The organism is Microbacterium sp. Root166 (assembly GCF_001427145.1).
In the GTDB taxonomy this organism is placed as follows: domain Bacteria; phylum Actinomycetota; class Actinomycetes; order Actinomycetales; family Microbacteriaceae; genus Microbacterium.
Window position 1 is genome coordinate 417199 of record NZ_LMGL01000002.1, and the last position, 23250, is coordinate 440448.

General features: G+C 70.6%; 20 protein-coding genes. All 20 read left to right on the plus strand.

Annotation, left to right across the window (positions count from 1 at the left end; genetic code table 11):
* Position 1 precedes the first annotated feature (1 nt).
* The 20 genes from mltG (at position 2) to rpoZ (ending at position 23189) form a co-directional block, all read left to right on the plus strand.
* On the plus strand, positions 2 to 1708 hold the full coding sequence (mltG, locus tag ASD56_RS09725; RefSeq protein WP_082541403.1) for an endolytic transglycosylase MltG: 1707 nt from the start codon (positions 2 to 4) through the stop codon (positions 1706 to 1708).
* Positions 1678 to 2580 (plus strand): shikimate dehydrogenase, encoded by a 903-nt coding sequence (locus ASD56_RS09730; RefSeq protein ID WP_327043468.1) that lies wholly within the window; start codon positions 1678 to 1680, stop codon positions 2578 to 2580. Before mltG ends, ASD56_RS09730 begins: the two co-directional genes overlap by 31 nt.
* A gap of 4 nt (positions 2581 to 2584) precedes the next feature.
* Positions 2585 to 3814 (plus strand): chorismate synthase, encoded by a 1230-nt coding sequence (aroC, locus tag ASD56_RS09735; protein WP_055964915.1) that lies wholly within the window; start codon positions 2585 to 2587, stop codon positions 3812 to 3814.
* Positions 3798 to 4325, plus strand: a complete 528-nt coding sequence (locus ASD56_RS09740; protein WP_055964925.1) for a shikimate kinase — start codon at positions 3798 to 3800, stop codon at positions 4323 to 4325. Before aroC ends, ASD56_RS09740 begins: the two co-directional genes overlap by 17 nt.
* The gene (aroB, locus tag ASD56_RS09745; RefSeq protein WP_055964928.1) at positions 4322 to 5398 is read left to right on the plus strand and encodes a 3-dehydroquinate synthase; all 1077 of its coding nucleotides are present in this window, start codon (positions 4322 to 4324) and stop codon (positions 5396 to 5398) included. Before ASD56_RS09740 ends, aroB begins: the two co-directional genes overlap by 4 nt.
* Before the next feature lie 55 nt (positions 5399 to 5453).
* On the plus strand, positions 5454 to 7031 hold the full coding sequence (locus tag ASD56_RS09750; protein ID WP_235565639.1) for an MFS transporter: 1578 nt from the start codon (positions 5454 to 5456) through the stop codon (positions 7029 to 7031).
* A gap of 21 nt (positions 7032 to 7052) precedes the next feature.
* Positions 7053 to 7511, plus strand: a complete 459-nt coding sequence (locus tag ASD56_RS09755; protein WP_055965854.1) for a type II 3-dehydroquinate dehydratase — start codon at positions 7053 to 7055, stop codon at positions 7509 to 7511.
* A 92-nt stretch (positions 7512 to 7603) separates the two neighbouring features.
* Positions 7604 to 8164: an elongation factor P gene (gene efp / locus ASD56_RS09760; protein WP_055964932.1), complete on the plus strand. Its 561-nt coding sequence runs from the start codon at positions 7604 to 7606 to the stop codon at positions 8162 to 8164.
* 3 nt (positions 8165 to 8167) lie between these two features.
* The gene (gene nusB / locus ASD56_RS09765) at positions 8168 to 8578 is read left to right on the plus strand and encodes a transcription antitermination factor NusB (RefSeq protein WP_055964936.1); all 411 of its coding nucleotides are present in this window, start codon (positions 8168 to 8170) and stop codon (positions 8576 to 8578) included.
* Positions 8579 to 8589: 11 nt separating this feature from the next.
* Entirely contained in the window at positions 8590 to 11541 is a 2952-nt protein-coding gene (locus tag ASD56_RS09770; protein WP_082541404.1) for a DEAD/DEAH box helicase, read from the plus strand.
* Positions 11542 to 11614: 73 nt separating this feature from the next.
* Positions 11615 to 13198, plus strand: coding sequence for a Rieske 2Fe-2S domain-containing protein (locus ASD56_RS09775; RefSeq protein ID WP_055964939.1), 1584 nt, complete (start codon positions 11615 to 11617; stop codon positions 13196 to 13198).
* Positions 13199 to 13273: 75 nt separating this feature from the next.
* A complete protein-coding gene (gene pyrR / locus ASD56_RS09780; protein WP_055964942.1) occupies positions 13274 to 13804 on the plus strand; it encodes a bifunctional pyr operon transcriptional regulator/uracil phosphoribosyltransferase PyrR in 531 nt (176 codons plus the stop codon).
* The gene (locus ASD56_RS09785; protein ID WP_055964945.1) at positions 13801 to 14787 is read left to right on the plus strand and encodes an aspartate carbamoyltransferase catalytic subunit; all 987 of its coding nucleotides are present in this window, start codon (positions 13801 to 13803) and stop codon (positions 14785 to 14787) included. The genes pyrR and ASD56_RS09785 overlap by 4 nt, the downstream gene beginning before the upstream one ends.
* Positions 14784 to 16133, plus strand: a complete 1350-nt coding sequence (locus tag ASD56_RS09790; protein WP_055964948.1) for a dihydroorotase — start codon at positions 14784 to 14786, stop codon at positions 16131 to 16133. Before ASD56_RS09785 ends, ASD56_RS09790 begins: the two co-directional genes overlap by 4 nt.
* Positions 16130 to 16639, plus strand: coding sequence for a PH-like domain-containing protein (locus ASD56_RS09795; RefSeq protein WP_055964950.1), 510 nt, complete (start codon positions 16130 to 16132; stop codon positions 16637 to 16639). The genes ASD56_RS09790 and ASD56_RS09795 overlap by 4 nt, the downstream gene beginning before the upstream one ends.
* Positions 16636 to 17790, plus strand: a complete 1155-nt coding sequence (gene carA / locus ASD56_RS09800) for a glutamine-hydrolyzing carbamoyl-phosphate synthase small subunit (protein ID WP_055964953.1) — start codon at positions 16636 to 16638, stop codon at positions 17788 to 17790. The genes ASD56_RS09795 and carA overlap by 4 nt, the downstream gene beginning before the upstream one ends.
* On the plus strand, positions 17783 to 21085 hold the full coding sequence (gene carB / locus ASD56_RS09805; RefSeq protein WP_055964954.1) for a carbamoyl-phosphate synthase large subunit: 3303 nt from the start codon (positions 17783 to 17785) through the stop codon (positions 21083 to 21085). Before carA ends, carB begins: the two co-directional genes overlap by 8 nt.
* Positions 21082 to 21942, plus strand: a complete 861-nt coding sequence (gene pyrF / locus ASD56_RS09810) for an orotidine-5'-phosphate decarboxylase (protein WP_055964957.1) — start codon at positions 21082 to 21084, stop codon at positions 21940 to 21942. The genes carB and pyrF overlap by 4 nt, the downstream gene beginning before the upstream one ends.
* On the plus strand, positions 21935 to 22843 hold the full coding sequence (gene gmk, locus ASD56_RS09815; RefSeq protein WP_055964960.1) for a guanylate kinase: 909 nt from the start codon (positions 21935 to 21937) through the stop codon (positions 22841 to 22843). Before pyrF ends, gmk begins: the two co-directional genes overlap by 8 nt.
* A 91-nt stretch (positions 22844 to 22934) precedes the next feature.
* The gene (gene rpoZ / locus ASD56_RS09820) at positions 22935 to 23189 is read left to right on the plus strand and encodes a DNA-directed RNA polymerase subunit omega (protein WP_055964963.1); all 255 of its coding nucleotides are present in this window, start codon (positions 22935 to 22937) and stop codon (positions 23187 to 23189) included.
* The last annotated feature ends 61 nt before the right edge of the window (positions 23190 to 23250 follow it).

Below are 23250 nucleotides of genomic sequence, written 5' to 3' on the forward strand. Positions count from 1 at the left end.
TATGACCGAGTCACCGTCCGCCGATCCGTTCGCGGATCTCTTCGGCAAGCTCCCGGACCCCCGTTCGCGCGACCTGCGGATGTCCGGCGAGGACGCCGGACGCGGCACCGCCGGCGGACCCGCGACGGGTTCGGCCGCCACGGACGGCGCACCCGTCTCGCGCCGGGCCGCCCGCGAGGCTGCGCGGCAGTCCACCGGTTCGACGCCGGTCACGGACGGCGCGGCTGCGCCGGAAGCCCCACCCGTCTCCTCGGCGGGTGCCTCTGCCGCGGCAGCGCCGGCACAGGCAGCATCGGCTTCCGCTGCTGCTCAGCACGGCACGTCCGAGCCGGTCGCACCGTACGGGCCCGGTGCCACGGCCGTCAGGGCCGACACGGCTCCCGTCGCGCCGCCCATCGTCGACCTGGACGCTGAGGCTGCGCCTGCCTACAGCCGCACCGGCTCCTCGACGAGCTTCGACGACATCCTCGGGCGCCGCGACGAGTCGACCCCGCGAGCGTCGTCGCAGCCCGCGGCTCCGGCCACGCTCGACGCCCTCTTCACCGGAAGCGTCTCGACGGACGAGATCGGCGCACCGCCGCCCAAGAAGGACAAGCGCCGGCGACGGATCGGCGGCTGGATCGCCCTGGGCGTCATCCTGCTCCTGCTCGGCGGTGCCGCCGGCGGCGCCTGGTACGCGTGGACGACGTACGAGGACAAGATCCGCGAAGTCATGGGCTGGGAAGAGCCCAAGGACTACGAGGCGGGCATGGCCAACGGCGAGGTCTACGTCACGATCGCGCCCGGCGACACGGGCATGCCGATCTCGGAGAGCCTCTACGCGGCCGGCGTCACCAAGACCGACGACGCCTTCTACGACTACCTCATCGAGAACGGCGAGAACCCGCCGTTCGTGCCCGGGGTCTTCAAGCTCCAGAAGCAGATGACGTCCGAGGCGGCGCTGGCCGCTCTGCTGGACCCTGCGAACAAGATGGAGAACACCGCGCAGCTGCGCGAGGGCCTCACCGTCGACCAGTCGCTTCCGCTGCTCGCGGAGGGCACCGGCATACCGATCGAGGAGTTCCAGGCAGCGGTCGCCGACCCGTCGGTCTACGGCGTGACGCCCGACCCCGCGGTCGTCGCCGCCGGCGGGCAGCCGCTCGAGGGCTGGCTGTTCCCGGCGACGTACACCTTCAATCCCGACGTCACCCCCCAGCAGGTCATCCAGACCCTCGTCGACCGCACGGTGCAGTCGCTGGACGAAGCCGGAGTTCCGGTGGAGGACCGTCAGCGCGTACTCAACGTGGCCTCGATCATCCAGCGCGAGGCCCGCTACGAGGCCGACATGCAGAAGGTCGCCACGGTGATCGAGAACCGCATGGACCCCAGCAACCAGGAGACCTTCGGGCTGCTCCAGATGGACTCGACGGCCCAGTACGGGTACGGCGAGATGCACGACGGCACCGTCAGCTCGTCGGGCGAGGCGCTGGCCGACCCCAATCCGTGGAACACGTACGTCAACGCCGGTCTGCCCGTCGGGCCGATCTCCAACCCGGGCGACGCGGCGATCGCGGCCGTGATGAACCCGTCGGGCGGCGACTGGATGTACTTCGTCACGGTCAACCTCGACACCGGCGAGACTCTGTTCACGACGAACCTGAACGACCACAACCGAGCCGTCGCGCAGTGGCAGGACTGGTGCTCCCAGCACCCGGACTCCGGGTGCTGATCCCGCGAGGGGATCGCCTCGCGGTGTGGGGCGATCCGATCTCGCACAGCAGGTCACCGCAGATCCACGCGGCCGCCTACCGCACGCTCGGCTTCGACTGGTCGTACGGCCGTGCGCAGATGGGTGAAGCCGGCTTCGCCGACGCCCTCGCCCGGCTCGACGCCTCATGGCGGGGGCTCTCGCTGACGATGCCGCTGAAGACCGTAGCCTTCGCCGCCGCCGCCGACCGCGACCGGCACGCCGAGCTCACCGGCGCCGTGAACACCCTGCTACTCGGTCCCGACGGCCCGCGCGGCTTCAACACCGACGTCGGGGGCATCGTCCGCGCCCTGGGCGACAGCGGCATCACCGAGACCCCCGCAGCCCGGATCGTCGGCGCGGGCGCGACGGCCACCTCGGCCCTCGTCGCGCTGTCGGAGCTCGGCGCCGAGAACGTCGACGTCGTCGCCCGGAGGCCCGAGGCCGCGGCATCCCTCGTCGCACTGGGCCGGATGCTGGACCTCGACGTGACCGTCTCACCGCTGGCTGCGGAGCCCCGCGCCGACGTCGCTGTGACGATCGCGACCCTTCCCGGCGACGCAGTGCTCGACGGCCCGGTCGCCGACGCGCTGGCGGCCTCGGGCGGGCTGCTGATGGACGTGGTCTACGGGCACTGGCCCACGACGCTCTCATCGGCCTGGGAGCGCGCCGGGTCGCCGGCGGTGTCGGGCCTCGGGATGCTGCTGCACCAGGCCCTGCTGCAGGTGCGGGTCTTCGCGACCGGAGATCCCGCCGCAGCCCTGCCGGATGAGTCGCGCGTCCTCGCCGAGATGCGCCGCGCGCTGGGGGAGCAGTCGCGCGACGTAACCGGCGACGGCGGCGTGGGAGACTAGACCAATGCTCCGCGTGCTCACGGCCGGCGAATCCCACGGCCCCGAACTCGTCGCCGTCATGGAGGGTCTGCCTTCGGGTGTCCCTGTGTCGCGTGCCGCGATCCAAGCCGATCTCGCCCGTCGCAAGCTCGGCTACGGCCGCGGTTCGCGGATGAAGTTCGAAGAGGACGAGCTCACCATCTCGTCCGGCGTCCGCCATGGTCTGTCGCTGGGAAGCCCGATCGCGCTGCGCGTCGGCAACACCGAGTGGCCCAAGTGGGTCGAGGTGATGAGCCCCGAGCCCGTCGAGCTGACCGACAAGTCCCGCGGCCGCGGAGCGGCGCTCACCCGCCCGCGCCCCGGTCACGCCGACCTGGTGGGCATGCAGAAGTACGACTTCGACGAGGCGCGGCCGATCCTCGAGCGCGCGAGCGCGCGCGAGACGGCGGCCCGTGTCGCCCTCGGCGCCATCGCGCGAGGGTTCCTCGGCGAGCTCGGCATCCGCCTCGTGAGCCACACGCTGTCGATCGGGCCGGTGCGCGTGCCCGAGGGCTCGGCGCTGCCGTCGCCCGACGACGTCGACGCGCTCGACGCCGATCCGCTGCGGTGCTTCGACGCGGAGACGAGCGCCCGCATGGTCGCCGAGGTCGACGAGGCCCGCAAGGACGGCGACACCCTGGGCGGCATCGTCGAGGTCCTCGCATACGGCCTTCCTCCGGGGCTGGGGTCCCACGTGCACTGGGACCGGCGCCTGGACGCGAAGCTCGCGCAGGCGATCATGAGCATCCAGGCCATCAAGGGCGTCGAGGTCGGCGACGGCTTCCTCACCACCACGCGCCGTGGTTCGCAGGCCCACGACGAGCTGCACGCGACGCAGGGCGGCATCACCCGCTCCAGCGACAAGGCAGGCGGAACCGAGGGCGGCATGTCGACCGGCACGGTGCTGCGCGTGCGCGCGGGCATGAAGCCGATCGCCACGGTCCCCAAGGCGCTGCGCACGGTCGACGTCTCCACCGGCGACACGGCGGCAGCCCACCACCAGCGCTCCGACGTGTGCGCCGTCCCGGCGGCCGGCGTCGTCGCCGAGGCGATGGTCGCGATCGTGCTCGCCGACGTCGTGCTGGAGAAGTTCGGCGGCGACAGCGTGCGCGAGACCCGCCGCAACCTCGAGGGCTACCTCGCAGCGATCCCGGAGACGCTGCGCACCGCGACCGCCAGCGACGCTGGCCTCGCCGAGCATGACCTCGCCCTCTAGCGCCCTCGTCCTCATCGGCCCGATGGGCGCGGGGAAGACCAGCGTCGGCAAGCGGGTGGCGCGTGCCCTGGGGGTGCCGTTCTTCGACACCGACGCGGCCGTCTCCCGCGAGCACGGCCCGATCGAGCGCATCTTCACCGAGCACGGCGAGGCCCGCTTCCGCGAGCTCGAGCGCGCCGCGGTGGCCGAAGGGCTGGCGACCGGGGGAGTCGTCGCGCTCGGCGGCGGGGCGATCCTCGATGCCGGCACCCGCACCGACCTGGCCGCGCATCGGGTGGTGCTGCTGACGGTGGCGCCGCGCGTCGTCGCTGCGCGCGTCCACGACTCGAACCGACCGCTGCTGCAGGACGCCGATCCCGCCGCCCGCTGGTCGGCGATCTACGAACAACGGCGACCCCTCTACGAGCAGCTCGCGGATGTGACGTTCGACACGTCCACCGGACCGCTGCAGCACGTCGTCGACGACATCGTGGCGTGGGTGCACGACCGCGAGAACGAAGGAGCATCATGACCGACGCGACGACCATCACGGTGAGCGGGGACGCCGGTTACGGCATCACGGTCGGCAGCGGCATCCTCGCCGGTCTCGGCGCCGCTCTGCCGCCCGCTGCCCGCAAGGTGCTGATCATCCACCCGCCCACCCTCGCCGCGCAGGCCGAGGCGCTGCGCACGTCGCTCAGCGCCGACCGCGAGGTGCTCCTGGCCGAGATCCCCGATGCCGAGCAGGGCAAGCGCATCGAGGTCGCCGCCTTCTGCTGGCAGGTGCTCGGCAAGGCCGACTTCACACGCACCGACGCCATCGTCGGGTTCGGCGGGGGCGCCGTCACCGACCTCGCCGGCTTCGTCGCGGCGACCTGGCTGCGCGGCGTCGAGATCGTCCAGATCCCCACCACGGTGCTCGGCATGGTGGACGCCGCCGTCGGCGGCAAGACCGGCGTCAACACGGCCGAGGGCAAGAACCTGGTGGGTGCGTTCTGGCCGCCCCGGGCCGTCCTGTGCGACCTCGACCTGCTCGACACGCTGTCGCAGAACGAGCGGGTCGCCGGCTACGCCGAGGTCGTGAAGGCCGGTTTCATCCACGAGCCCGAGATCCTCGACCTCATCGAGGCCGACCCACAGGCGGCGACCGACTCCCGCAGCGCCGCGTTCCGGCGCACCGTCGAGCTCGCGATCGGCATGAAGGCCGCAGTGGTCGGCGAGGACTTCCGCGAGGCGGGCCTGCGCGAGATCCTCAACTACGGGCACACGCTCGGTCACGCCATCGAGCACGCCGAGCGCTACCGCTGGCGCCACGGCGCGGCGATCTCGGTGGGCATGGTCTTCGCCGCCGAGCTGTCGCGCCTGGCGGGGCGGCTTCCGGATGCCGCGGCCCAGCGTCATCGCGACATCCTGACGTCGCTCGGCCTGCCGACCACCTACCGGGCGGGCGCCTGGCCGCAGCTGCTGGCGACGATGCAGCGAGACAAGAAGACCCGCGGCGGGATGCTTCGGTTCATCGTGCTCGACGACATCGCGCGGCCGACGGTCCTGCAGGCGCCGGACGAGTCGCTGCTGTTCGCGGCCTACCAGGAGGTCGCGGGCTGACGCCGGTCCCAAGATCACCCCCGGAGGGCGAGACCGTGTCGGGCACGATGTACTCGTGACCGACGCATCCACCATGCCGGCCCGCTCGCGGGCGGTGCTGGGCACCCTCATCATCGTCGCTGCGGTGGCGAATCTGCCGCTCGCGGTCGCGAACGTCGCACTGCCCGACATCGGGCTGGCGTTCGACGCCTCGCAGACGCAGCTGAACCTCGTCGCCATCGGCTACTCGCTCGGCCTTGCCGCGTCGGTGCTGTGGCTGGGCGCCGTGGGCGACCGCTACGGGCGCCGGCGCATGCTGCTGATCGGCATCCTGCTCTCGCTGCCCGCCGGTCTCGTCGCGGCGTTCGCACCATCGGTCGAAGTGCTCATCGCTGCGCGGGTGATCGGCGGCATCGCGGCAGGCATGGCCTACCCGACGACGCTCGCCCTCATCACGGCGCTGTGGTCGGGACCGGCCCGCACGCGGTCGATCGCGCTGTGGTCGGCGACCGGCGGCGCCATCTCGGCGCTCGGACCTCTCATCTCGGGACTCCTGCTGGAGAGCTTCTGGTGGGGCTCGGTGTTCCTCGTCACGATCCCGCTGATCATCGTCGCCGTGCCGCTGACCCTCACGTTCATCCCGGCGCACGTCAACGAGGCGACGGAGCCCGTGGACAACCTGGGCGGCGTGCTGTCGGTCGTGCTCGTGGGCGCGCTGATCGTCGCGATCAACTTCGCGACCGTGCCGAACTCCGAAGTGCTCGTCATCAGCCTCACCGGGCTCACGATCGTGACCCTGATCGCGTTCCTGTGGCGCCAGCGCCGGGCGGCCAACCCGCTGTACGACCTCGCCGTTGCGAAGCGGCCGATCTTCTGGGTCGCCGCCGTCGCCGGCGTCATCGTCTTCGGATCGCTCATGGGCGCGATGTTCATCGGCCAGCAGTTCCTGCAGAACGTGCTCGGCTACTCGACGATCGAGTCCGGCGCAGCGATCCTGCCCGCGGCCATCTTCATGGTGCTCCTCGCGCCCCGCTCGGCGAAGCTCGTCGAGGCGCGGGGCGCCCGTTTCACGCTGCTGCTCGGCTACATTCCCGTGCTGCTGGGCTTCCTGACGATGTTCCTGCTGTGGCGCGAGGGATCGTCGTACTGGGCGGTGGCGCTCGGCTATGCACTCATCGGCGCCGGTGTCGGGCTCGCCGGGACGCCCGCGTCCCGATCGCTGACCGGCGCTGTGCCGGTGCGGCGCGCCGGCATGGCCTCCGGTACGGCCGACCTCCAGCGCGACCTCGGCGGGGCGATCATGCAGTCGATCTTCGGGGCCCTCCTCACGGCGGGCTACGCCGCCGCGATGGTGAGCGCGATCGGGTCGAGCGCCGAGGCGAAGCAGGTGACGTCGAGCGTGCAGACGCAGCTCACGAAATCGTTCGCCAGCGCCGAGACGGTCGCGAAGCAGTATCCCCAGTACGCCGACGCGATCACGCAGGCGGCCAAGGAGTCCTTCCTCAACGGACAGGATTGGGCGTACGTCGCAGGCATCCTCGCGGTCCTCATCGGGGCGGCGCTGGTGTTCTGGAAGTTCCCGCGCGCGGAGCGCGAGCGCGAGCTGCTCGCGCAGTACCGCTCCGAGGACGACGCCGTCGAAGCAGCGGACTGACCCGCTGGTAGCGTGGCGGGCGTGACCTCGTCCCGCCGCCTCCTGCTCGTCAACGGCCCCAATCTCAACCTGCTGGGAACGCGCGAGCCCGAGATCTATGGAGCGCACACCCTCGAGGACGTCGTGAAGCTCGTGTCGGGAACCGCGGCCGGCCTCGGCTTCCAGGTGCGTGCGGTGCAGAGCAACCATGAGGGCGTGCTCATCGACGCGATCCACGCCGCGCGGGCGGACTGCGTCGGGATCGTCATCAATCCGGGGGGACTCACGCACACCTCGGTGGTGCTGCGCGACGCGCTGGCGGGGGTGGCGCTGCCGGTGGCCGAGGTCCACATCTCCGACATCGCCGCGCGCGAGCCCTTCCGGCACCACTCCCTTGTGGAAGATGTGGCCGTGGTGCACGTGGTCGGCGAGGGCGTGCCGGGCTACGCCACCGCTGTCTCCCGGCTCATCGCGATCATCGACGGGCACGACGCCGCCTGAGGCCGGCTCCCAGGCCCGGGGTGCGGCATCCCGTAGAATGCACTGTCGGGCCGCGCTCGCCCACTTCTCCTCACGAACGGAACTCCATCCACATGGCATCCACCGCAGACATCAAGAACGGCGTCGTCCTCAACATCGACGGGCAGCTCTGGAGCGTCGTGGAATTCCAGCACGTCAAGCCCGGCAAGGGTGGCGCGTTCGTCCGCACCAAGCTCAAGAACGTCATGACCGGCAAGGTCGTCGACAAGACGTACAACGCCGGCACCAAGATCGACATCCAGAACGTCGATCGCCGCGACTTCACCTACCTGTACAACGACGGCGACAACTACGTCTTCATGGACGTCGCCGACTACGACCAGGTCAACGTGCCGGCCGCCACCGTCGGCGATGCCGCGAACTTCCTGCTCGAGAACCAGCAGGTCACGATCGCCACCAACAACGGCACGCCGCTCTACGTCGACCTCCCGGCGTCGGTCGTGCTCGAGATCACGTACACCGAGCCCGGTCTGCAGGGCGACCGCTCTTCCGCCGGCACCAAGCCCGCGACCGTCGAGACCGGCTACGAGATCCAGGTCCCGCTGTTCGTCGAGGCCGGCACCAAGGTCAAGGTCGACACCCGCACGGGTGACTACCTCGGCCGCATCTCCTGACCATTGAGCGCTCGTAGCAAGGCGCGCAAGCGCGCCCTCGACATCCTCTTCCAAGCCGACGTGCGGGGAGAGGACCTCTCCGCGATGCTCGCAGCCGAAGCCAAGCGCGCAGCCGGCGAGCCCGCTCGTGAGGCATCGTGGCTGTACGCCCGCGAGGTCGTCGACGGCGTGATCGACAATCGTGACGCGATCGACGAGCAGATCACCACCTTCGCCAAGGACTGGTCGCTGGCCCGGATGCCCGCGGTCGACCGCGCCGTGCTGCGCATCGCGGTGTGGGAGATCCTCTACAACGACGACGTGCCCGCGGCCGTCGCGATCGACGAGGCCGTCGAGCTCGCCAAGGAGTTCTCGACCGACGACTCCGGCTCGTTCGTCCACGGAGTCCTCGCCCGCATCGCGCGCGCCTCCTGACCTCGGGGCGAATGCGCGACGGCGAGGCGGGAACCCCGTCGTGGCGGTCCCTCTTCGAACCGGCGACCAGTGCCGAGCGAGCGCGCCCGCTGGCGCTCGGCGTAGAGCTGCGGCAGCGCCTGCGCCGCTCGAGCTGGACGGCGGCGCGGGCTGAGACGGCGACGGCCCGCGGCGTCGAGCGCTCCGCCGGCGACGTCCTGCTGGGGCTGAGGCCGCTGGAGCGGAGCCCGCGCACCGAGGCCTGGATCAAAGGCGACGTGTCGTGGGATGCGCTGCGCCGCCCCGGCCATGGCTATGACCCGGCCCAGGCGCGCTGGTTCGCCGAGCTGCACAGCATCGGCCGCGACATGCGCCTGTTCGGATCGTTCTCCGACGCCTCGGAGTGGCTGACCCTCGACGACATCGAGTCGAGCCTGCTGTGGCCGCACCTCGGGGCGGCGACGGATGCCGGCATCCCGCTCGTGCCGACCACGCGGGAGCAGTCGGTGGCGCTTGCCGCCGCGGCCGAGGCCGTACTGCACGCCGAGCGCGCCGCCGGCGGTCTGCGGCTGGAGCCGCGGCTGACTCTGGACGGCGAGGCGGTGGACGCGTCGCAGGTGCGCCCGGTCGGCCGGACGGGCGCATACCGGTTCGTCGTGCGAAGCGGGCGGATCGAGGTGACCCTGGCTGAGGTCGCACTGTCGGATCCGGTGCGGACTCTTCTGACCGCGGGCGCGCCGATCGAGGTGCCGGCCGCAGAGACCGCTGAATTCGTCCGCGACCATCTTCCTCGTCTGGCGCGGGAGACCGTCGTGCGCGCGCCCGGGATCGACATCCCTCCGACGCCCCGCCCGCGAGCGGTGCTCACCGTGCGGTTCTCGCCCGCGCACCGGCTCGACTTCTATTTCGCCTGGAGGTACGGGCAGGACGAGCCTCTGCCCTTCACGGCGAAGCCCGACTCCGACCGCGATGACGTGGCGGAAGCCGAGATCCGGGCGCGTATCGAGGCGGAATGGTCGGCGGTCGCTGCGGGATCATTCGAGGCATCCGGTGCCCTTGCCGGCATGGAGGCCGCGGAGTTCGCCGCCGACGTGCTGCCTGCGCTGGAGGCGCTCACCGACGTCACGGTGGTCATCGTCGGCGAGCGCCCCCGCTACCGCGAACTCACCGGAGACCCCCACGTGTCGGTCTCGACCGTGGAGAGCGCCGACCCGGACTGGTTCGATCTCGGCGTGATCGTCACGATCGACGGGCGGACGATCCCGTTCGCCCCGCTGTTCACGGCGCTCTCGCGTGGCCGGCGCAAGCTCCTGCTGAGCGACGGAGGGTACTTCTCGCTCGCGCACCCATCGCTGCAGCGGCTCAAGGACCTCATCGAGGAGGCCGGTGAACTGACCGAGTGGGAGACCGGCCCGCGAATCAGCCGCTACCAGACCGACTTCTGGGCGGACTTCGAGGACCTCGCCGACGAGTCGGAGCCGGCCCGCAGCTGGCGGGCGACCGCCGAGGGCCTGCGCGCCGTCGATGCCGTGCCGCGGACGCCGCTGCCCACCGGCCTGCGCGCCCAGCTGCGGCCGTATCAGCGCAACGGTTTCGACTGGCTCGCGTTCCTGTGGCAGCACCGGCTCGGGGGAGTGCTCGCCGACGACATGGGCCTGGGCAAGACGCTCCAGATGCTCGCGCTCATCGCGCACGCCCACGAGACGGGGGAGAAGCGCCCGTTCCTCGTGGTGGCGCCGACGTCGGTGCTCTCGACGTGGCGCGAAGAGGCAGCGCGCTTCGTCCCCTCCCTGCGAGTCGCGGTCGTCGACACGACCCGTGCCAAGCGCGCAGCATCGGTGGGGGATGCCGCGACCTCGGCCGACGTCGTCATCACGTCGTACACGCTGCTCCGCCTCGACGAGGCGGAGTTCGCCGCGCGGGAGTGGGCGGGCCTCGTGCTCGACGAGGCGCAGTTCGTCAAGAACAGCCAGACCAAGGCCTACCGGGCAGCGCGAGACCTGCGCGCGGACGTCACGTTCGCGATCACGGGCACGCCGATCGAGAACAGTCTCACCGAGCTGTGGTCGCTGCTGTCGCTGAGTGCGCCGGGGCTGTTCCCCTCGGCACGCCGATTCCGCGACGACTACGTCGGACCCATCGAGGCGGGGAAGGTGCCCGAGAACCAGACCGGGGGCGCCTACCGCGCCGCCCGGCTCGCCCGGCTGCGCCGGCGCATCCGCCCGCTCGTGCTGCGGCGCACGAAGGAGATCGTGGCGGCGGAGCTGCCCGCCAAACAGGAGCAGCACGTGCGCATAGAACTGTCGGCGGCCCACCGGGCGCTGTACGACACCGTGCTCCAGCGCGAGCGCCAGAAGGTCCTGGGGCTGCTCGACGACCTCGATCGCAACCGCTTCATCGTCTTCCGCTCGCTGACGCTGCTGCGCATGCTGAGCCTGGCCCCCGAACTCGTCGACCCCGCCGACGCGCACATCGCCCCCAGCAAGATCACCGCCCTGTTCGAGCAGCTCGACGAGGTCATCGCCGAGGGCCACCGCACGCTCGTCTTCAGTCAGTTCACCTCCTTCCTGGGCCTCGTCGCCGCCCGGCTGGACGAGCGCGGCATCCGCTATGCGTATCTGGACGGATCGACACGGGATCGGGATGCCGCGATCGCGACGTTTCGCGAGGGTGAGGCGCCCGTCTTCCTGATCAGCCTCAAGGCCGGCGGGTTCGGACTCACCCTCACCGAGGCCGACTACGTGTTCCTGCTCGATCCCTGGTGGAATCCCGCCGCGGAGGCGCAGGCCGTCGACCGCGCGCACCGCATCGGCCAGACCCGGAGCGTGATGGTGTACCGGCTGATCGCGAACGGAACCATCGAAGAGAAGGTGATGGCGCTCCAGGAGCGCAAGGCCGAGCTCTTCCGCGCTGTCATGGGCGACGACGAGCTCTTCGGCCAGGCGCTCACCGCCGACGACATCCGCGGGCTGCTCGACCTCTGACACGGTCGCGCCCGGCCCGGCGCGCCCGGGGCCGCCCGGAGGCTCTCGTAGACTTGCTGAGGAAGGAGCGACCATGCGCATCACGGGCCTCGGCCACGCCGGAATGTTCATCGAGACGGCAGGGGGAAGCATCCTCTGCGATCCGGTGATCGGCCCCACCTTCTTCGGATCGTGGTTCCCGTTCCCCGACAACCGCGGGCTCGACTGGGAGAAGTACGGCAAGGCCGACTTCCTCTACATCTCGCACCGTCACCGCGATCACTTCGATCCGGCGCTCATGGAACGCTGCATCCCGAAAGACATCAGGGTGCTGCTGCCGGAGTACCCGACCGACGAGCTCGAGCAGGATCTCCGCAGGCTCGGCTACGACAACATCGTCTACACGCAGGCGGGGGTCCCGCTCGAGTTCGGACCTCTGAAGGTCATGGTCACGCCGCTGCGCGCTCCCAGCGACGGCCCGATCGGCGACTCGTCCCTCAGCGTCGACGACGGCACCGCCAGCATCCTGAACCAGAACGACTCCCACCCGCTCGACCTCGAGAAGCTCCTGTCCTTCTCCAAGCCCGAGGCGTACTTCACGCAGGTCTCGGGCGCGATCTGGTGGCCGATGGTCTACGACCTGCCGCTGGACGCGAAGCAGAACTTCGCCAAGCTCAAGCGCGACGCGCAGAACAAGCGCGCGATGTACTACATCGAGAAGGTCGACGCCGAGCACGTGTTCCCCATGGCCGGTCCGCCGATGTTCCTGCGCGAGGAGCTGTTCAAGTACAACGGGCAGGGTCTCGACGGCGACGCGATCTTCACCGACCAGCGGGAGTTCCTCGCGTACATGCGGGAGCTGCGACCCGACCAGAAGGCGCACGAGTTCCTTCCGGGAACCGTCGTCGAGCTCGAAGACGGCGAACTGTCGGTGACGCAGACGCTGTACACCGAAGCGGAGATCGACAGGATCTTCGACGACAAGTGGGCGTACCTCGCCGAGCAGCGCGACGCGCGGCAGGACGAGATACGCGCCGAGGAGACGACCCGCGCCCCGGTGCTGCCCCCGGACGAGATGCTCGCTGCCATCAAGGAGTGGTGGGAGCCGCTGCTGCGGCGCGCCCGCACCATCCGCGGCGGCGTGGGCGGTGCAGTGCGCTTCCGCATCGGCGACCTCGACATGGTCGTCGACTTCCCGAAGGCGAAGGTCCGCGAGTACGCGGGCGAGGACTGCATCTACTGGTACACGATTCCCGCCGACCTGGTCTCGACCAACATCGCCGACCACGAGATCGACTGGTCGAACTCGATCTTCCTGTCCATGCAGTTCGAAGTCGGTCGCAGCGGCAAGTTCAACGAGTTCCTCACGACCTTCCTCAAGTGCCTGTCCCGCGACCGCATCGAGTACGTCGAGAACTGGTACGCCGAGCAGACGGATCAGACCGAAGACGCCCAGCTGGGCGACTGGGTCGTGCAGCGGCGATGCCCGCACCTGCGCGCGGATCTCACCAAGACCGGGAAGATCGAGGACGGCGTCCTCACATGCTCGCTCCACGACTGGAAGTGGGATCTCGCGACGGGCAAGTGCCTGACCAGCCAGGGGCACCCGATCCGCGCGTCGGCGGCCGTGCCGGACGGCGCGACCGTCACGGAGCCGTCATCCGCGCCGGCGGCCTGAGCGTGCACTGCTAGGCTGTCGAACGATCACAGCAACCTTTAACACCGTCCCGTGAGGCGGAGAAGGGAGCGGCGGATGAGCACGCGTACCGTGCTGCACGAGGCCGACATCGCCCGCGCGTTGACTCGCATCTCTCACGAGATCCTGGAGTCCAACCGGGGATCGGACGATCTCGTCCTCCTGGGCATCCCCACCCGAGGCGTCACCCTCGCCCACCGCATCGGCGCGCTCATCGAGCAGTTCGGCGGCGTTCCGGTCGCCGTCGGTGCTCTGGACGTCACGATGTACCGCGACGATCTGCACCGCAATCCCACCCGCGCCCCGCAGCCCACCGAGATCCCGGCGGGCGGCATCGACGGCAAGGTCGTCGTGCTCGTGGACGACGTGCTGTTCTCCGGTCGCAGCATCCGCTCCGCGCTCGACGCGCTGCAGGCCATCGGCCGCCCCACCGCTGTGCGCCTGGCGACCTTGGTCGACCGCGGTCACCGCGAGCTGCCGATCCGCCCCGACTTCGTGGGCAAGAATCTGCCGAGCTCCCGTGAAGAGCGGGTGAACGTGCGCCTGGCCGAGATCGACGGCGCGGACGAGGTGACGATCGGATCATGAGGCACCTTCTCGATACCAAGACCCTCTCGCGCGAGAGCGCCCTGCGCATCCTCGACGTCGCCGAGGACATGGCGGACACCCAGCAGCGGGAAGTGAAGAAGCTGCCCACCCTGCGCGGCAAGACCGTCGTGAATCTGTTCTTCGAGGACTCCACGCGCACCCGGATCTCCTTCGAGGCCGCAGCGAAGCGGCTCTCTGCCGACGTCATCAACTTCTCGGCGAAGGGCTCGAGCGTCTCCAAGGGCGAGTCGCTGCAGGACACCGCGCAGACGCTCCAGGCGATGGGCGCGGACGCGGTCGTCATCCGCCACGGCGCCTCGGGCGCTCCGCGCACCCTCGCGACGAGCGGATGGATCACGGCCGGCGTCGTCAACGCCGGCGACGGAACGCACGAGCACCCCACGCAGGCGCTGCTGGACGCGTACACGATCCGCAAGCGCCGGTTCGGCGACGACAGCCGTGGCCGCGACCTCGCAGGGGTCAAGGTGACGATCGTCGGCGACATCCTGCACTCGCGGGTCGCCCGGTCCAATGTCTGGCTGCTCGACACCCTGGGAGCGCACGTGACGCTCGTGGCACCGCCGACACTCGTGCCGCAGGATGTCTCGGCCTGGCCCGCCCGGGTGGTCTACGACCTCGACGAGGCCCTCGCCGGCGCGCCCGACGCGCTCATGATGCTGCGCATCCAGCTCGAGCGGATGAATGCGGCGTATTTCCCCACTGAACGGGAGTATTCCCGGCGCTGGGGCCTGGACGCACGGCGTCTTTCGGCACTCGGTGCCGATAGCATTGTGATGCACCCCGGTCCTATGAACCGAGGTCTCGAGATCTCCGCAGAAGCCGCGGACTCGCCCCGCTCGACGGTGCTCGAGCAGGTCGCCAACGGCGTCTCGGTGCGCATGGCCGCGCTCTACCTGCTCCTGGCGGGCGCGGAGCGCGGCGAAGACCCCCCTGCGGGCACAGAGAAGGAGAACCCCCGATGAGCGTGTCTCGAGACGCCGGTTCGGCCGGCACGACGACGACCGAGACGCTGCTGTTCCGCGGTGCGCAGCTGGAGGGATCCGGCGCTGCCGATCTGCTCGTCGAGGACGGTCGCATCGTCGAGGTCGGCCCGGGGCTCAGCCGGGCAGGCGCGACGGTGGTCGATGCCGCGGGCCTGATCGTCCTTCCCGGACTGGTCGACCTGCACACGCACCTGCGCGAGCCGGGGTACGAGGCATCCGAGACCATCCTGAGCGGGTCGCGTGCCGCAGCCGCCGGGGGCTACACCGCCGTCTTCGCGATGCCGAACACGTCCCCGGTCGCCGACACCGCGGGCGTGGTCGAGCAGGAGCTCGCGCTGGGCGAGGCCGCCGGCTACGTGACGGTGCAGCCCATCGGCGCGGTCACCGTCGGGCAGAAGGGCGAGCGCCTCGCCGAGCTGGGTGCGATGGCGGACTCCCGCGCCCGCGTGCGCGTCTTCAGCGACGACGGATTCTGCGTATGGGACCCGCTGATCATGCGCCGGGCCCTCGAGTACGTGAAGGCCTTCGGCGGCGTCATCGCCCAGCACGCCCAGGACCCGCGACTGACCGAGGGCGCCCAGATGAACGAGGGTTCGGTCTCCGCTGAACTCGGCCTGGCCGGATGGCCCGCTGTCGCGGAGGAGTCCATCATCGCCCGCGACGTCCTGCTGGCCGAGCACGTCGGATCGCGTCTGCACGTGTGCCACCTCTCGACCGCCGGGTCGGTCGAGATCATCCGCTGGGCGAAGCGCCGGGGGGTCGACGTCACGGCCGAAGTCACGCCGCACCACCTGCTTCTGACCGACGAGCTCGTGCGGGACTACGACGCCCGCTACAAGGTGAACCCGCCGCTGCGCCGTGAGGAGGACGTCCTCGCCGTGCGCGAAGGACTCGCCGACGGCACGATCGACATCGTCGCGACCGACCATGCGCCGCACCCCGCCGAGTCGAAGGCGTGCGAGTGGCACGCCGCCGCCAACGGCATGGTCGGCCTCGAGAGCGCCTTGCGCGTCGTCCAGCAGTCCATGGTCGACACCGGCCTGATCACGTGGGGCGATGTCGCGCGGGTGATGTCGCGCGAGCCCGCGCGGATCGGCCGGCTCGCCGGTCACGGCACCCCGCTGACCGAGGGCCACCCCGCTTCGCTCACCTTCTACGACCCGGCGCCGGTGCGCGCCTTCACGACCGCCGACCTGCGCGGCCGCAGCGCGAACTCGCCGTACCTCGGTCGCGAGCTTCCGGGCGAGGTCCGCTGGACCCTGCATCAGGGCACGGTCACAGTGGCCGACGGTGCCCTGCTGGACGCCCCGGGTGTGCGCGCATGACGCGCGAAGGTGCACTGCTCGTCATCGTCCTCGCGGCGGTGGCGCTGCTCGGCCTGCTCGCATGGGCGTGGCTGCGACGTTCGCGCCGCGATTCACGGCTCTCGGCTCCCGTCGGAGAGGCGCCCGCGACCGCGAGCGTGACAGCCGTGTTCCCAGGCCTCTACGTGGCCACGACGCGCCACGGCGAGCCGATGGAGCGCCTGGCGATCCGGGGCCTCGCATTCCGCTCTCGGGTCGACGTCACGGTGACCGATGCCGGCGTCGCCCTCGACCTCACCGGCCAGCCCCGCGTGTTCCTCGACACGTCCCGCATCGCCGAGGTCGCGCAGGCCACGCTCGCGATCGACCGGGTGGTCGAGCGCGACGGCCTCGTGCGCCTCGCCTGGCGCCTCGACGACGGCACCGTCGTCGACTCCTATCTCCGCCCCCAGGATGCCTCGGCCCGCGCCCTGGCCGACGCCATCGCCGGCATCCTCACCTCCACCCAGACGGGAACCGACGCATGACCTCCCTGTTCCAGTCCGATCCGGCCGTGCTCGTCCTGGAGGACGGCACGCGCCACATCGGCCGCGCCTACGGCGCCCTCGGCACGACCCTCGGCGAAGTGGTGTTCTCCACCGGCATGACCGGTTACCAGGAGACGCTGACCGACCCCTCCTACGCCGGTCAGATCGTCCTGCAGACCGCACCGCACATCGGCAACACCGGCATGAACGGCGAAGACCCCGAGTCGCGCCGCATCTGGGTGTCGGGCTACATCGTGCGCGACCCCTCCCGGGTGGTCTCGAACTGGCGTGCCGATGAGTCCCTCGACGACGCCCTCGACCATGACGGGGTCGTCGGGATCAGCGGCATCGACACGCGCGCCGTCACGCGCCACATCCGCTCGGCGGGCAGCATGCGCGGCGGGATCTTCTCGGGCGAGGCGGCCGCCCTGGACGCCGAGCAGCAGCTGCAGCTCGTCCGGGAGGCGCCGGCGATGGCCGGTCGCAACCTGTCGGCCGAGGTGTCGGTCGCGGTCGCCGAGGTCACCGAGGCGACGGGGGAGAAGATCGGCAACCTCGCCGTGCTCGACCTCGGCGTCAAGCAGGCGACGATCGACAACCTGGCCGCCCGCGGCTTCGAGGTGCACGTGCTGCCGCAGGACGTCACGATCGACGACATCCGCTCGATCGAGCCGGTCGCGGTCTTCTACTCCAACGGTCCGGGCGACCCCGCCGCTTCGGGGGATCACGTCGAGCTGCTGCGTGGTGTGCTGGACGAGGGCCTGCCCTTCTTCGGCATCTGCTTCGGCAACCAGCTCCTCGGCCGCGCGCTGGGTCTCGGCACCTTCAAGCTGCCTTTCGGCCACCGCGGGATCAACCAGCCCGTGCTCGACAAGACCACCGGGCGGGTCGAGATCACCGCTCACAACCACGGCTTCGCGGTGGACGCGCCGGTCGACGGCGAGTTCGACAGCCCGAACGGCTACGGCCGCGTCGAGGTGAGCCACGTCGGCCTCAACGACAACGTCGTCGAGGGACTGCGCGCCCTCGACATCCCCGCGTTCTCGGTGCAGTACCACCCCGAGGCCGCCGCGGGCCCGCACGATGCCAACTACCTCTTCGACCGCTTCCGCGACCTCGTGGTCGCGACCCTGAAGGACAAGAATGCCTAAGCGCGACGACATCAACTCCGTCCTGGTGATCGGCTCCGGCCCGATCGTCATCGGCCAGGCGTGCGAGTTCGACTACTCGGGCACGCAGGCCTGCCGGGTGCTCCGCGAGGAGGGCGTGCGCGTCATCCTGGTCAACTCCAACCCGGCGACGATCATGACCGACCCGGACTTCGCCGACGCGACGTACATCGAGCCGATCACGTGGCAGGTCATCGAGACGATCATCGCCAAGGAGAAGCCCGACGCGATCCTGCCGACGCTGGGCGGCCAGACCGCGCTCAACGCGGCGATCGACCTGCACAACCACGGGATCCTCGAGAAGTACGACGTCGAGCTGATCGGCGCGAACTTCGAGGCCATCAACAAGGGCGAGGACCGCCAGATCTTCAAGCAGCTCGTCCTCGACGCGGGCGCGGACGTCGCGGCATCCCGCATCGCCCACACCATGGACGAGGTCCTCGCCGCCGCCGATGAGCTCGGCTACCCGCTCGTCGTGCGCCCGTCCTTCACGATGGGCGGCCTCGGTTCGGGCTTCGCCTACGACGAGAACGACCTGCGCCGCATCGCCGGCGCCGGCCTGCGCGATTCGCCGACCACCGAGGTGCTCCTGGAGGAGTCCATCCTCGGCTGGAAGGAGTACGAGCTCGAGCTCATGCGCGACACGGCCGACAACACCGTCGTGGTCTGCTCGATCGAGAACGTCGACCCCGTCGGCGTGCACACCGGCGACTCGATCACGGTCGCCCCCGCGCTGACGCTGACCGACCGCGAGTACCAGAAGCTCCGCGACATCGGCATCGACATCATCCGCGCCGTGGGCGTGGACACCGGCGGCTGCAACATCCAGTTCGCCGTCGACCCCAGCAACGGGCGCATCATCGTCATCGAGATGAATCCCCGCGTGTCGCGGTCCTCGGCGCTGGCCTCCAAGGCCACCGGCTTCCCGATCGCCAAGATCGCCGCGAAACTCGCGATCGGCTACCGCCTGGACGAGATCCCGAACGACATCACGAAGGTCACTCCGGCGAGCTTCGAGCCGACGCTGGACTACGTCGTGGTGAAGGTTCCCCGCTTCAACTTCGAGAAGTTCCCGGCGGCCGACACCACGCTCACCACCACCATGAAGTCGGTCGGCGAGGCGATGGCCATCGGCCGCAACTATGCGACGGCGCTGCAGAAGGCGCTCCGCTCGCTGGAGAAGCGCGGATCGAGCTTCCACTGGGGCGACGAGTCCCGGTCCGCCGAGGAGCTCCTGCAGATCGCGAAGAAGCCCACGGACGGCCGCATCGTCGTGCTGCAGCAGGCGCTGCGGATGGGCGCCACGGTCGAGCAGGCGTTCGAGGCCACCGGGATCGACCCGTGGTTCCTCGACCAGATGGTGCTCATCAACGAGGTCGCCGAGCACGTTCGCCAGGCCGGCGAGCTGGATGCCGCGACCCTGCTCATCGCGAAGGAGCACGGCTTCAGCGACGCCCAGATCGCGCAGCTCCGGGGCGGCGGTGTTGATCAGATGAGCGAGGAGTCGGTGCGCGGCATCCGTCACGGGTTCGGACTCCGCCCGGTGTTCAAGACGGTCGACACGTGCGCGGGGGAGTTCCCCGCACTGACGCCGTACCACTACTCCAGCTACGACTTCGAGACCGAGGTCACGCCGTCGGAGCGGACCAAGGTCGTCATCATCGGCTCGGGTCCGAACCGCATCGGCCAGGGCGTCGAGTTCGACTACTCGTGCGTGCACGCCTCGTTCGCGCTGTCGGACGCCGGGTACGAGACCGTCATGGTCAACTGCAACCCCGAGACCGTGTCGACCGACTACGACACCTCCGACCGCCTGTACTTCGAGCCGCTGACGCTCGAGGACGTGCTCGAGGTGCTGCACGCCGAGGCGCAGTCCGGCGAGATCCTGGGCGTCATCTGCCAGCTCGGCGGCCAGACGCCGCTGGGCCTGGCGAAGGGCATCGAGGACGCCGGGTACAACATCCTCGGCACCAAGCCCGCCGCCATCGACCTGGCCGAGGAGCGCGAGCTGTTCTCGCGCCTGCTCGACGACGCCGGGCTCCTCGCCCCGCGCAACGGCACCGCGATCGACGCCGAGGGCGCCGTGGTGATCGCCGAGGAGATCGGCTACCCGGTGCTCGTGCGCCCCAGCTTCGTGCTCGGCGGCCGCGGCATGGAGATCGTGTACTCCACCGAGGCGCTGCGCGAGTACTTCGTGCGCACCGCCGGCGAGGTGATCGTGGAGCAGGGCAAGCCGCTGCTCGTGGACCGCTTCCTGGACGACGCCATCGAGATCGACGTCGACGCCCTGTTCGACGGCGAGGAGCTCTACATCGGCGGCGTCATGGAGCACCTCGAGGAGGCCGGCATCCACTCCGGCGACTCCAGCTGCACCCTGCCCCCGGTGAGCCTCGGCCGCAGCGACATCGACCGCGTGCGCGTCGCCACCCAGGCGATCGCCGAGGGCGTCGGCGTGCGCGGTCTGCTCAACGTGCAGTTCGCCATCTCGGCGGGCGTGCTCTACGTCATCGAAGCGAACCCGCGTGCCAGCCGCACCGTGCCGTTCGTGTCCAAGGCCCTCGGCATCCCGCTGGCCAAGGCGGCCGCGCGCGTGATGGCCGGCGCCTCGATCGCCGAGCTCAAGGACGAGGGGCTGCTGCCCCCGCAGGACGGCTCGCGCGTCCCGCTGGACGCGCCGGTCGCCGTCAAGGAGGCCGTGCTGCCCTTCAAGCGGTTCCGCACCGCCGACGGTCAGACGGTGGACTCCGTCCTCGGCCCGGAGATGCGCTCGACCGGAGAGGTCATGGGCATCGACCGCGACTTCCCGACCGCGTTCGCCAAGTCCCAGGAGGCCGCGTACGGCGGTCTGCCACTGGAGGGCACCGTGTTCATCTCGGTCGCCGACAGCGACAAGCGCGCCGTGATCCTCCCGGCCCACCGCCTGCAGGAGCTGGGCTACACGCTGGTCGCGACCGAGGGCACCGCCGAGATCCTGGCACGCAACGGCATCGCCGTGACGGTCGTGAGCAAGTACTCCGAGACGCAGGAGTCGGGCGCGACGAACATCGTCGACCTGATCAACGCGGGCGAGATCGACATCGTGGTGAACACGCCGAGCGGCGGCAGCGCCCGGGCCGACGGCTACGAGATCCGCGCGGCGGCCGTCGCCGGCGACAAGGCGCTCTTCACGACGATGGCCGTGCTCGGTGCCGCCGTCAGCGCCATGCCCGCGCTGCGCGCCGGCTTCGACGTGCGCAGCCTCCAGGAGTACGCGGCCGACCGGGCGGCTCGAGCGTGACGTCGTTCGGTGCCCGGGTCGCCGCCGCGCTGCACGCCCACGGACCGCTGTGCGTCGGGATCGACCCTCATGAGTCGCTCCTGACGGAGTGGGGATTGGATGCCTCGGCCGTCGGCGTGCGGGAGTTCGGCCTGCGCGTCGTCGGCGCCGCGGCGGGCCGCGTCGGCATCGTCAAGCCGCAGGTCGCCTTCTTCGAGCGCTACGGATCGGCCGGGTTCGCCGCGCTCGAGGACGTGCTGCGCGAAGCGCGCCAGGCCGGGCTGTTGGTGATCGCCGACGCCAAGCGCGGCGACATCGGGTCGACGATGGACGGCTATGCGGCCGCCTGGCTGACGCCGGGGTCGCCACTCGAGGCCGATGCGCTCACGCTGAGCCCCTACCTCGGTGCGGAGTCGCTGCGGGCGACGCTCACCACGGCGATCCGCCATGACAAGGGCGCGTTCGTGCTCGCCGCGACGAGCAATCCCGAGGCATTCGCCCTGCAGAGCGCTCAGGTCGTCGATGTCGCCGCCGCCGACGGCCAGTCCGTTGCCGAGCGCGTCGCGCGCGACATCGCGTGGGTCAACGGGTCGGCCGCCTTCGCCGGCACGCTCGGACCCGTGGGCCTCGTCGTCGGCGCCACGGTCGATCGCGTCGTCCTCGGGCTGAGCGACGATGCACTCCGCGGCGCGCCCATCCTCGCTCCCGGCTTCGGGGCGCAGGGCGCCGAGCCGCGGGACCTGCCCGCGCTCTTCGGGCCCGTCGCCGGCAATGTCATCGCCTCCGAGAGCCGCAGCATCCTGGCCGCCGGCCCCGACCGCCTGGCCGCGCGGATCTCCGAGCGGTCCTCGATGTACGGGGAGGCCGGCCGTGGCTGAGCAGCGTGCCGCGGCGACGCGGCCCCCCGAGGTCGACCGGGCAGCGGCATCCCGTCGTGCCGTCGCCGCGCGCCGTGAGAGAGCCGCCCTGAAGAAGGATGTCGCGACCCGCGTCATCTCGCCGCAGGAGCTGCTGCGGAGGGCCCTCGCCGCGCCGGACTCTCCGGCCGGCGCGATGCGCGTGACCGAGTTCCTCACCTCGATCCCCGCGATCGGGGAGGGCAAGCGCGACCGCATCCTGCAGGACCTCGGCATCTCGCCGGTCAAGCGAGTGGGCGGTCTCGGCACGCGTCAGCGCGCCGACCTGCGCGCCTTCCTCGACGAGCGCTGGCCCGAGCTCGAGCCTCGCGGCGGCCGGAGCCGCCTCATCGTGCTGGCCGGGCCCACCGCCGTGGGCAAGGGGACCGTGGCCGCGCACATCAAGGAGCACCACCCCGACATCCACCTGTCGGTCTCGGCCACGACGCGGGCGCCCCGCCCGGGCGAGGTCGACGGCGAGCACTATTTCTTCGTCGACGACGCCGAGTTCGACCGGCTCATCGCCGAGGGCGAGCTGCTCGAGCACGCCACCGTCCACAACGCCTACCGGTACGGCACGCCGCGGGCGCCGATCGAGCGCGTCCTCGCCGAGGGGCGCACGGCGCTGCTCGAGATCGATCTGCAGGGCGCACGACAGGTGCGCGCGGCAGATCCGTCGGCCACGCTGGTCTTCCTGCTGCCGCCGAGCTGGGACGAGCTCGTGCAACGGCTGGTGGGCCGCGGCACCGAGGGCGACGAGGAGCGCGCGCGACGACTGCGCACGGCGAGGACCGAGCTGGCCTCCCAGGGCGAGTTCGACTACCGCGTCGTCAACGACGACGTCGCCCGCGCCGCCGGCGAAGTGGCACGCCTTGCACGCTGAGAGCGCGCCGGGGGCGTAGAATGGCTGGATGCCTCGGTTCGCCCGGGGCCCCGAGACCTTTCCACCCGTCATCCGATCCAGGAGGATTCCCATGGCCGGAACGAACCAGGGCATCATCGAGCCCCCCATCGACAGCCTTCTCGAGAAGGTCGACTCCAAGTACCAGCTCGTGATCTTCGCGTCCAAGCGTGCGCGCCAGATCAACGACTACTACTCCGACCTGCACGAGGGCAACCTCTTCGACAACGTCGGCCCGCTGGTCGACTCGACCGTCGAGGACAAGCCGCTCACGATCGCGATGCACGAGATCCACGAGGACAAGCTTCGCCTTCGTCCCATCGAGTAAGACCATTACCCCTGATGCCCCTGGCAGCCGACGTTGTCGGCCACCGGGGGCATACTGGTGC

Excerpts from the sequence above, each read along its gene's own strand:
- aroB (WP_055964928.1), top strand. The coding sequence starts at position 4,322 with ATGACCGACGCGACGACCATCACGGTGAGCGGGGACGCCGGTTACGGC.
- aroC (WP_055964915.1), top strand. The coding sequence starts at position 2,585 with ATGCTCCGCGTGCTCACGGCCGGCGAATCCCACGGCCCCGAACTCGTC.
- ASD56_RS09740 (WP_055964925.1), top strand. The coding sequence starts at position 3,798 with ATGACCTCGCCCTCTAGCGCCCTCGTCCTCATCGGCCCGATGGGCGCG.
- carB (WP_055964954.1), top strand. The coding sequence starts at position 17,783 with ATGCCTAAGCGCGACGACATCAACTCCGTCCTGGTGATCGGCTCCGGC.
- rpoZ (WP_055964963.1), top strand. The coding sequence starts at position 22,935 with ATGGCCGGAACGAACCAGGGCATCATCGAGCCCCCCATCGACAGCCTT.
- mltG (WP_082541403.1), top strand. The coding sequence starts at position 2 with ATGACCGAGTCACCGTCCGCCGATCCGTTCGCGGATCTCTTCGGCAAG.
- pyrR (WP_055964942.1), top strand. The coding sequence starts at position 13,274 with ATGAGCACGCGTACCGTGCTGCACGAGGCCGACATCGCCCGCGCGTTG.
- carA (WP_055964953.1), top strand. The coding sequence starts at position 16,636 with ATGACCTCCCTGTTCCAGTCCGATCCGGCCGTGCTCGTCCTGGAGGAC.
- ASD56_RS09790 (WP_055964948.1), top strand. The coding sequence starts at position 14,784 with ATGAGCGTGTCTCGAGACGCCGGTTCGGCCGGCACGACGACGACCGAG.
- ASD56_RS09775 (WP_055964939.1), top strand. The coding sequence starts at position 11,615 with ATGCGCATCACGGGCCTCGGCCACGCCGGAATGTTCATCGAGACGGCA.
- efp (WP_055964932.1), top strand. The coding sequence starts at position 7,604 with ATGGCATCCACCGCAGACATCAAGAACGGCGTCGTCCTCAACATCGAC.
- ASD56_RS09770 (WP_082541404.1), top strand. The coding sequence starts at position 8,590 with ATGCGCGACGGCGAGGCGGGAACCCCGTCGTGGCGGTCCCTCTTCGAA.
- ASD56_RS09785 (WP_055964945.1), top strand. The coding sequence starts at position 13,801 with ATGAGGCACCTTCTCGATACCAAGACCCTCTCGCGCGAGAGCGCCCTG.
- ASD56_RS09795 (WP_055964950.1), top strand. The coding sequence starts at position 16,130 with ATGACGCGCGAAGGTGCACTGCTCGTCATCGTCCTCGCGGCGGTGGCG.